The sequence below is a fragment of the Mycobacterium sp. genome, assembly GCF_047975165.1.
GTDB lineage: Bacteria > Actinomycetota > Actinomycetes > Mycobacteriales > Mycobacteriaceae > Mycobacterium.
On sequence record NZ_JBKECZ010000033.1, the window covers coordinates 40,018 to 48,628 of the forward strand.

Sequence of the window (8,611 nt, forward strand, 5' to 3'; positions counted from 1 at the left end):
GACTCCCGGTCAGCGCTTCTTCACCGATTTGGGCGGCTTGGGGCCACGACCCTGCTGGCGGGCGGCCGCCCGGCGCTCGCGGCGACTGGCACCGGCCGGCGCGCCCGCCGGCGTCTTGGCCGCGGCGCCGCCGTTGTTGCGTTGCACCTGCGTAGAACCGTCCTCGGACGGACCGGAGTAGGTCAGGGCGGGTTCGTCGGCGCCGATCCCCTTGGCGCGCAACGTGCTCGCCGGTTCCTTCGGAGACCGTTCGGTTGCCGGCGGCTTATTCTTGCCTGCCGCAGACTCAGCGGCGCCGGCGTATTCGGCCAGGCCCTCGGGCTGCTCGACCGGGGCGACGTCCACCTGCGGGGCCGGGACCGCCTCCACGCTGACGTTGAACAGGAAGCCGACCGACTCCTCCTTCAATCCGTCGAGCATGGCGATGAACATGTCGTAGCCCTCCCGCTGATATTCGACCAGCGGGTCGCGCTGCGCCATCGCCCGCAGCCCGATGCCCTCCTTGAGGTAGTCCATCTCGTAGAGGTGTTCGCGCCACTTGCGGTCGATGACGTTGAGCAGCACGTTGCGTTCGAGCTGGCGCATCGCGCCTTCGCCGCCGAGCTCTTCGATCTCAGTTTCCCTTGCCGCATAGCATTTTTCGGCATCGGCCAGCAGTGCCTCAAGCAACTCCTCGCGGGTGAGGTCGTCGCGCTCGGAGTCCGCGTCGTGGCGCGTCAGTGTCTCGTGGTCGATACCCAGCGGGTACAGGGTCTTCAGCGCGGTCCACAGTGCTTCCAGATCCCAGTCCTCGGCGTAGCCCTCGGCTGTCGCACCGTCGACGTAGGCGGTGATGACGTCGGTGAGCATCTCCGTGGCCTGCCCCTGAAGGTTCTCGCCTTCGAGGATGCGGCGACGCTCGGCATAGACGACCTTGCGCTGCTGGTTCATCACTTCGTCGTACTTGAGGACGTTCTTGCGCATCTCGAAGTTCTGCTGCTCGACCTGCGTCTGCGCGCTCTTGATCGCCCGGGTGACCATCTTGGCCTCGATGGGCACGTCGTCGGGCAGGTTGAGCCGGGTCAGCAGGCTCTCCAAGGCGGCCCCGTTGAACCGCCGCATGAGTTCGTCACCCAGCGACAGGTAGAAGCGCGATTCCCCGGGGTCGCCCTGCCGGCCGGACCGGCCGCGCAGCTGGTTGTCGATGCGCCGCGACTCGTGGCGTTCGGTGCCCAGCACGTACAGCCCGCCGGCCTGGACCACCTCTTCGGCCTCGGCGGTCGCCTCCTGTTTGACCTTGGGCAACTCCGCGTGCCAGGCCTCCTCGTACTCCTCGGCCGTCTCCACCGGGTCCAGACCGCGGTCGCGCAGCCGCTTGTCGGTGAGGAAGTCGACGTTGCCGCCCAGCACGATGTCGGTGCCGCGGCCGGCCATGTTGGTGGCCACGGTGATGCCGCCGCGCCGGCCCGCCTCGGCGATGATGCCGGCTTCCTGTTCGTGGTACTTGGCATTCAACACGTTGTGCGGGATGCGCCGCTTGGTGAACTGCCGCGAAAGGTATTCCGAGCGTTCCACGCTGGTGGTGCCGATCAGGACCGGCTGCCCGTTCTCGTAGCGCTCCGCGACGTCGTCGACGACCGCGATGTACTTGGCCTCTTCGGTTTTGTAGATGAGGTCGGACTGGTCTGCCCGGACCATCGGCTTGTTGGTGGGAATCGAGACGACGCCGAGCTTGTAGATCTCGTGCAGTTCGGCCGCCTCGGTCTGGGCGGTACCGGTCATGCCGGCGAGCTTGTCGTAGAGCCGGAAGTAGTTCTGCAGCGTGATGGTGGCCAGCGTCTGGTTCTCCGCTTTGATCTCGACATGCTCCTTGGCCTCGATGGCCTGATGCATGCCTTCGTTGTAGCGGCGGCCGATCAGCACGCGGCCGGTGAACTCGTCGACGATGAGCACCTCACCGTCGCGGACGATGTAGTCCTTGTCGCGGTTGAACAGCTCCTTGGCCTTCAGCGCGTTGTTGAGGTAGCTGACCAGCGGCGAGTTGGCTGCCTCGTACAGGTTGTCGATGCCCAGCTGGTCTTCGACGAACTCCACGCCCTTCTCGTGCACCCCGACGGTGCGCTTGCGCAGATCGACCTCGTAGTGGGTGTCCTTGGCCATCAGCGGAGCGATCCGGGCGAACTCGGTGTACCAGTTGGAGGCGCCGTCGGCCGGGCCGGAAATGATCAGCGGGGTGCGGGCCTCGTCGATCAGGATCGAGTCGACCTCGTCGACGATGGCGAAGTTGTGCCGCCGCTGCACCAGGTCGTCGAGCGAGTGGGCCATGTTGTCGCGCAGGTAGTCGAAGCCGAACTCATTGTTGGTGCCGTAGGTGATGTCGGCGTTGTAGGCGACGCGCCGCTGGTCGGGCGTCATCTGCGCCAGGATGACGCCGACCTCCAGGCCCAGGAACCGGTGCACCCGGCCCATCCACTCGCTGTCACGTTTGGCCAGGTAGTCGTTTACGGTGACGACGTGCACCCCGTTGCCCGACAGTGCGTTGAGATACGCGGGCAACACGCAGGTCAGCGTCTTGCCCTCACCGGTCTTCATCTCGGCCACGTTGCCCATGTGCAGCGCGGCCCCGCCCATCAGCTGGACGTCGAACGGGCGCTGGTCGAGCACCCGCCAGGCCGCTTCGCGGGCCACCGCGAACGCTTCGGGCAGCAGGTCTTCGAGGGTCTCGCCGTCGGCCAGGCGCTTCTTGAACTCGTCGGTCTTGGCCCTGAGTTCGGCGTCGGTGAGTTTTTCGAATTCGCCGGATAACGCGTCGACATAGTCGGCCACCTTCTTGAGGCGCTTGACCATGCGACCTTCACCGAGGCGCAGCAACTTCGACAGCACAGCATTGTCCCCTGCGGGTAGGAGTCTTCTTCGATTCAGCGAGTCCCATCGTAGGCGACTGCCGGGCGAGGACTCGCTGCCCGCTGTCGTTCGCCGGGCCGGCCGGATCGCCCCGGCTGGATCACGCCAGCCGGATCAACCCGTAGTCGTAGCCGTGCCGACGGTAGACCACCGACGGCCGCTGGGTCTGCTCATCGAGGAAAAGGAAGAAATCGTGCCCGACCAACTCCATCTCGTAGAGCGCGTCGTCGACAGACATCGGCTCGGCGGGGTGGTCCTTGGTGCGCACCACCCGTCCCGGCTTGCGCTCCCCGGCGCGTGCCTCGCCGCCGGCGTGATCGTGCGGCTCGGCCGGTCCGATGTCGAATGCCTTGGACGGCGGCGCCGCCGCGGTGGCCTCGGCAACCGACACCGGCGTCTTGTCGCCGTAGTGCACCTTTCGGCGGTCCTTACCCCGGCGCAGGCGGCTCTCGAGTTTGGCAACCGCGGATTCCAGAGCGGCGTAGAAGCTGTCGGCGCAGGCCTCGCCGCGGACGACCGGGCCACGGCCCCGGGCCGTGATTTCCACACGTTGACAGGCTTTGCGCTGGCGGCGGTTGCGTTCGTGGTCGAGTTCGACGTCGAAAAGATAGACGGTCCGGTCGAGGCGCTCGCAACGGGCGAGCTTCTGTGAAACATGGCTGCGGAAATGATCCGGGATCTCGACGTTACGGCCCTTGAATACGATCTCGGCACCGGCTGTCGGCTCGGCCTGGTCTTCAGTTCCGGTCTGGTTCAGGACCTGCGCGGAATCCGCGGAAAACCTTGACATTCGTGGCAACTCGTTTCTCTTATCACGTCACACGCACCCTGCGCGGACGGCACTGACGATGTGCGCCGACGGGGTTAGAGCGGGCTGTGGAAGCCCCCGCCACAGGCTGCCCGCCGGAGCAAAGAAGACGAATTCTCACCTCCTACCACGCTGCTCAACCTGGCGATTTCACAACCCTGAGTTGAGGCCTGGGGCCAACGTTAGTCGTTGCTCACCTCACTGTGCCACCCGAATCGCGGGCCTGTCGCGAGTTCCGCAGAACGCGGTCACTTCATCGGTCAAGCCCGGATTCCGGGCAAGGATTCCGGCTTCCGGTCAGGCCGCCGCTATCGCCAGAACCGCTGTCACCCGCACACCGCCGTGCCGCAGCACCCGGACCGATTCCGACGCGGTGGCGCCGGTGGTGACGACGTCGTCGACCAGCAGCACCTCGCCGCGCGGCCGGTCGCCGCGCAGCACGATGGCGCCCGCCAGGTTGCGTTGGCGGGCCGATGTCCCCAGCCCCACCGAGTCGCGCACGAATCCGCGCAGGCGCAGCACCTGCGCGACACCGATACCCGGATGACCAGCCACCGCGGCGGAGACCATCCGGGCAACCGGGTCGCCGCCACGCTTCCGGGCCGCCCAGCGCCTGGTGGGCGCGGGCACGACCGTCAGCGGAGTCTCGGCCATACCCCAGGACAGCAGCCGGTGCACCCCGACGGCCAGCGCACGGGCCAGCGGCCCGACGAGATCGCCGCGCCCTCGCTCTTTGAGCGCCAGGATCGCCTGGCGGCGCGTACCGCAATAGCGGCCCAGCGCGAACACCGGCACTCCCGGATCGACCCGGGGGCGCAGCACCAGCGGATGGCCCGGCGAAACCCACAGCTCGCGGTCGCAGGCCGCGCACCAGCGAACCGACGGCGCTCCGCACCCGCCGCATTCCAGCGGCAGGACGAGATCGAACGGGCCGGACATGGCGCCAGTATCGCCGCACCGGACGACACCACAAGTCAGCCCCGGCCCGAGGCGCCGATTCGCCCGTTGCCCGGCTCTTCGCGGTCGAAAGTGCAGTCGGGGTTCGAACCTGGTCGCGTCGACTGTGAACGTAGGGCGTCGACTGTGACAGCAGCGCGCTCACTCCCCACCGCGCCACCCGAACCGGCTCTTCGAAACCGAGCGGGTACAACACGTCGGGGTGTCGTTGCCGACGGTGCGGGCGAGAGCGAGGACGCGGGCAAGGGCGAGGGCCAGGACGCGGGCGAGGACGAGGACCAGGCCGCGAGCGAAGGCGAGAAGGAACCGGTGAATTCAGGACCCGACTGCGCCCTCAATGCGGATCTTCGCGATAGAGGGTGTGGCCGGTGGCCGGTGGCCGGTGGCCGGTGGCCGGTGGCCGGCGGCCCGCGACGAGCTTCCTCGGCATCCGCCCCGAGGGGGTGACCTCGCTGAGAGCATTACCCCCGCGACGCAGTGCCGGTGGATCGTCGAGGTGGCCTCGGCGCCATTGTCTCGGCCGTGGCAGCGGCTGCGGCTGCGGCTGCGGCACACCGATCCCCTCTGCACCCTCGACGCCCGGTTCACACTCGCAGTCGCGGGCCGCCGGTACGGGCCCAGGGCGAGCACCCCAGCACCCCAGCACCCCAGCACCCCAGCACCCCAGCACCCCAGCCGAGTACCGGCCACACCTTCGATGGCGAAGAGCCCTCAATACCATCAATTGTGAAGAGCCCGTTATCCAGGGAGACCCACCTGTAACCAAACGCTGATCGACTTGCCTACGCGCGCTTCCCGATTCGCCGTCGCACCCCACCTACGATCCGACTGACGACGATTTCTAGCCGACCCGAGCGGCGTTGGGAGGGTGCGATGCGAGCGACGTTACGGCCTCTACTCGCTGTGGCTGTGGTTGTCTCGGCGATACTCACCGGGCACACCGATACCGCCCTGACCGCAGCGATCGGCCGGTCCGCTCAACCGGGCGTCGCAAGCATCCAACCCGCACGCGGCGCGATGGTGGGCGTCGCACACCCGGTGATCGTGACGTTCGCCGATCCGGTGACCGACAGGCCGGCCGCGGAGCGCGCCATAGCGGTGAAATCCGAACCCGCCATGTCCGGCGGTTACGAATGGCTCGACAACCGCGTCGTGCAATGGGTCCCCGACCGATTCTGGCCGGCGCACAGCACGGTCGCACTTGCGGTGGGCAGTGAGCACACCGAATTCAAGACCGGGCCCAAGGTACTCGGTGTCGCCGACATCGAGAATCACACCTTCACCGTGAGCATCGACGGTGTCGTGGCCGGTCCGACGCCGCCCCTGCCGGCACCGCACCACCGGCCCCACTGGGGTGAAGACGGAGTACTGCCGGCGTCCATGGGCAGGCCGGAATTCGCCACTCCCGTCGGCACCTACCGCGTGCTGTCCAAAGACCGCTCCGTGACGATGGATTCCAGCTCGGTGGGCATCCCGGTCGATTCGCCCGACGGCTATCGACTGAAGGTGGACTACGCCGTGCGCATCACCGACCGCGGCCTCTTTGTGCACTCAGCGCCGTGGGCTGAGTCCTCCATAGGTGTGGAGAACACCAGCCACGGCTGCATCAGCCTGGCCCCAACCGATGCCGAGTGGTACTACGACACGGTCAGCGTGGGAGATCCGGTAGTGGTCACCCAGGGAGTCCCCTTCAGCCGCTCGGACAAACAAGTCGGCCCCAAGCTCCAAACCCCGGAGCGCCCGCCCTCCTAGACACTCTCAAAGCAGCCCTTCGAGCCGCCCGACCGCCGCCCGCCCCCAGGCCCCCTGGCCCTCAGTCCCCAGCCCCGCGGCCCCAGGCCCCAGGCGCCAGGCGCCAGGCGCCAGGCGCCAGGAGTCCCCGGCGGCCGGTCGGCGCCCGGGGCTGATATTCGCGAAAGCCAACCAAGCCCATCGCTACGCCGATAGGCTGAGAACAATTTTCACATCGCCCACACCGGGCGGTCGTTCACTCGGAGTTCACTGTGGCTGGTTTTGTGTCGTTGCCCCCGGAGATCAATTCTCTGCGGATGCTGTTGGGTGCGGGTTCGGCGCCGATGCTGGCGGCCGCCGCCGCCTGGAACAACCTGGCCGAAGAGTTGGGCTCCGCCGCCGGTTCGTTCTCGTCGGTGACTTCGAATCTGACCGGCCAAGCCTGGCAGGGCCCGGCCGCCACCGCAATGGCACAGGCCGCAGCGCCGTATTCGGCCTTCCTGGAGGCGGCCTCGGCCCGAGCCCTGATCGCTTCGAGTCAGGCCAATGCCGTAGCCGGCGCATTCGAGACGGCCAGGGCCGCCATGATCAACCCCGAGGCCATCGCCGCCAACCGCAACGCGTTCGCGCAACTGGTGCGCTCGAACTTCCTGGGCCTCAACGGGCCGATGATCGCCGCCGCCGAAGGCGCCTACGAGGAGTTCTGGGCCGCCGACGTCACCGCGATGTTCGGCTACCACGGCGGGGCATCGGCGGCCGCGGCTCAGTTGTCCTCGTGGCAGCAGGCACTCGGGGGACTGCCGGGTGTCGGTGGCCTGTTCGGCAGAGGAGCCGCGGGTAGCGCGGCCGCCGGCGAGCCGAACCTCGGTGTCGGCAACAATGGTGGCGGCAACATCGGCAACGGCAACAACAGCGGCACCGGCGGCGGCAACATCGGCAACGGCAACTTCGGCAGCGGCAATCTCGGCGGCGGCAACATCGGTATCAAGAACTTCGGCAGCGGCAACTTCGGTGAATGGAACTTCGGCCTCGGTAACCGGGGCTTTGAGAACATCGGTTTCGGCAACACCGGTGACAACAACATTCTCGGCTTCGGCAATCACGGCGACTACAACGCCGGAATCGGAAACCACGGCACCGGCAACCAGGGGTTCGGCAACACCGGTGACAACAACATCGGTTTCGGGCTGACCGGCAACAATCTCATCGGGGTCGGCGGTGCCTACTACGACACATTGACCGGCACGTTCCACTTCGACGGCAACACCGGCACCGGGAACCTGGGGCTATTCAACTCCGGCACCGGCAACATCGGGTTCTTCAACTCCGGCGACGGCAACCTCGGATTCTTCAACTCCGGCGCCAATATCGATCCCAGCCTCACCGGGCTGGTCCAGACCGTGGGCATCGGCAACTCCGGCTACGGCAATGTCGGTCTGCTGAACAGCGCCCCCAACGAGGTTCTTTCACCGGCGGGCGATTCCCCAGTGCTCGGGGGGAACTTCGGCATAGGCAACAGCGGCTCGATGAATACCGGATTAGGCAACGCCGGCGACTACAACACCGGTTTCGGCAACGCCGGCAGCTACAACACCGGCAACCACAACTCCGGCTACACCAATACGTTCAGCGGAAACTCCGGCGACATCAACACCGGTTTCTTCAACTCGGGGCACCTCAACACCGGCTTCGGGTCGATCACCGACGCCGAGGGACCCAACTCGGGCTTCAACAACACCGGCAACGGCGTATCGGGCTTCAACAACACCACTGCCGACCCGCACCCCCTCATCAGCGGCCGGAATCACGTGTCGGGCTTCTTCAACGAGGCCCTGGGAGGGGAGTTTGCCAACGGGAGGATGTCCGGCTGGTTCAACACCGGAGTGCCCATCCACAATTCGATAGGAGGTGACCTCACCATCAGCGGCTTCACCTCCGGCTACTTCAACTACGGCTCCCTGATCAGCGGGCTCTTCGGCCTCGGCTGACCCCTGGCCCCGACCCCCTGCCCCCTGGCCCCTGCCCCCTGCCCCCTGCCCCTGACCCCCGCCCCTCGGCGCCTGGCCCCCTGAATTCGGACATTTTGCTCAGCACCCAGGCGTGAGCGCGAGTCGTTCGCGAGCGTAACGTGGCTGCGATTTCGCGCGCCGGATTTCGCCCTGGCGTTACGCTCGCTAGCAAGCAGGCTGAATCTCGCCCCGGAGCGATTCACCACCACCGCGCGAACCTACC

At 66.9% G+C, this 8,611-nt stretch carries 5 protein-coding genes; 2 read left to right on the forward strand and 3 right to left on the reverse strand.

Going from position 1 to position 8,611, the window contains the following annotated elements; translation table 11 throughout:
• Nucleotides 1-9: 9 nt before the first annotated feature.
• From secA to ACK5M9_RS03165, 3 genes are all read right to left on the reverse strand, one after another.
• Complete coding sequence (secA, locus tag ACK5M9_RS03155) at nucleotides 10-2,862, reverse strand: preprotein translocase subunit SecA (protein WP_416891741.1); 2,853 nt, start codon at nucleotides 2,860-2,862, stop codon at nucleotides 10-12.
• 121 nt (nucleotides 2,863-2,983) lie between these two features.
• The gene (hpf, locus tag ACK5M9_RS03160) at nucleotides 2,984-3,673 is read right to left on the reverse strand and encodes a ribosome hibernation-promoting factor, HPF/YfiA family (protein WP_416891742.1); all 690 of its coding nucleotides are present in this window, start codon (nucleotides 3,671-3,673) and stop codon (nucleotides 2,984-2,986) included.
• A gap of 315 nt (nucleotides 3,674-3,988) precedes the next feature.
• Entirely contained in the window at nucleotides 3,989-4,630 is a 642-nt protein-coding gene (locus ACK5M9_RS03165) for a ComF family protein (RefSeq protein ID WP_416891743.1), read from the reverse strand.
• 891 nt (nucleotides 4,631-5,521) lie between these two features.
• Between ACK5M9_RS03165 and ACK5M9_RS03170 the strand changes: the two genes are divergently transcribed.
• On the forward strand, nucleotides 5,522-6,400 hold the full coding sequence (locus ACK5M9_RS03170) for a L,D-transpeptidase (RefSeq protein WP_416891744.1): 879 nt from the start codon (nucleotides 5,522-5,524) through the stop codon (nucleotides 6,398-6,400).
• Between the two features lie 251 nt (nucleotides 6,401-6,651).
• Nucleotides 6,652-8,367: a PPE domain-containing protein gene (locus ACK5M9_RS03175; RefSeq protein WP_416891745.1), complete on the forward strand. Its 1,716-nt coding sequence runs from the start codon at nucleotides 6,652-6,654 to the stop codon at nucleotides 8,365-8,367.
• Nucleotides 8,368-8,611: the final 244 nt, after the last annotated feature.

Excerpts from the sequence above, each read along its gene's own strand:
- ACK5M9_RS03165 (WP_416891743.1), bottom strand. The coding sequence starts at position 4,630 with ATGTCCGGCCCGTTCGATCTCGTCCTGCCGCTGGAATGCGGCGGGTGC.
- ACK5M9_RS03170 (WP_416891744.1), top strand. The coding sequence starts at position 5,522 with ATGCGAGCGACGTTACGGCCTCTACTCGCTGTGGCTGTGGTTGTCTCG.
- hpf (WP_416891742.1), bottom strand. The coding sequence starts at position 3,673 with ATGTCAAGGTTTTCCGCGGATTCCGCGCAGGTCCTGAACCAGACCGGA.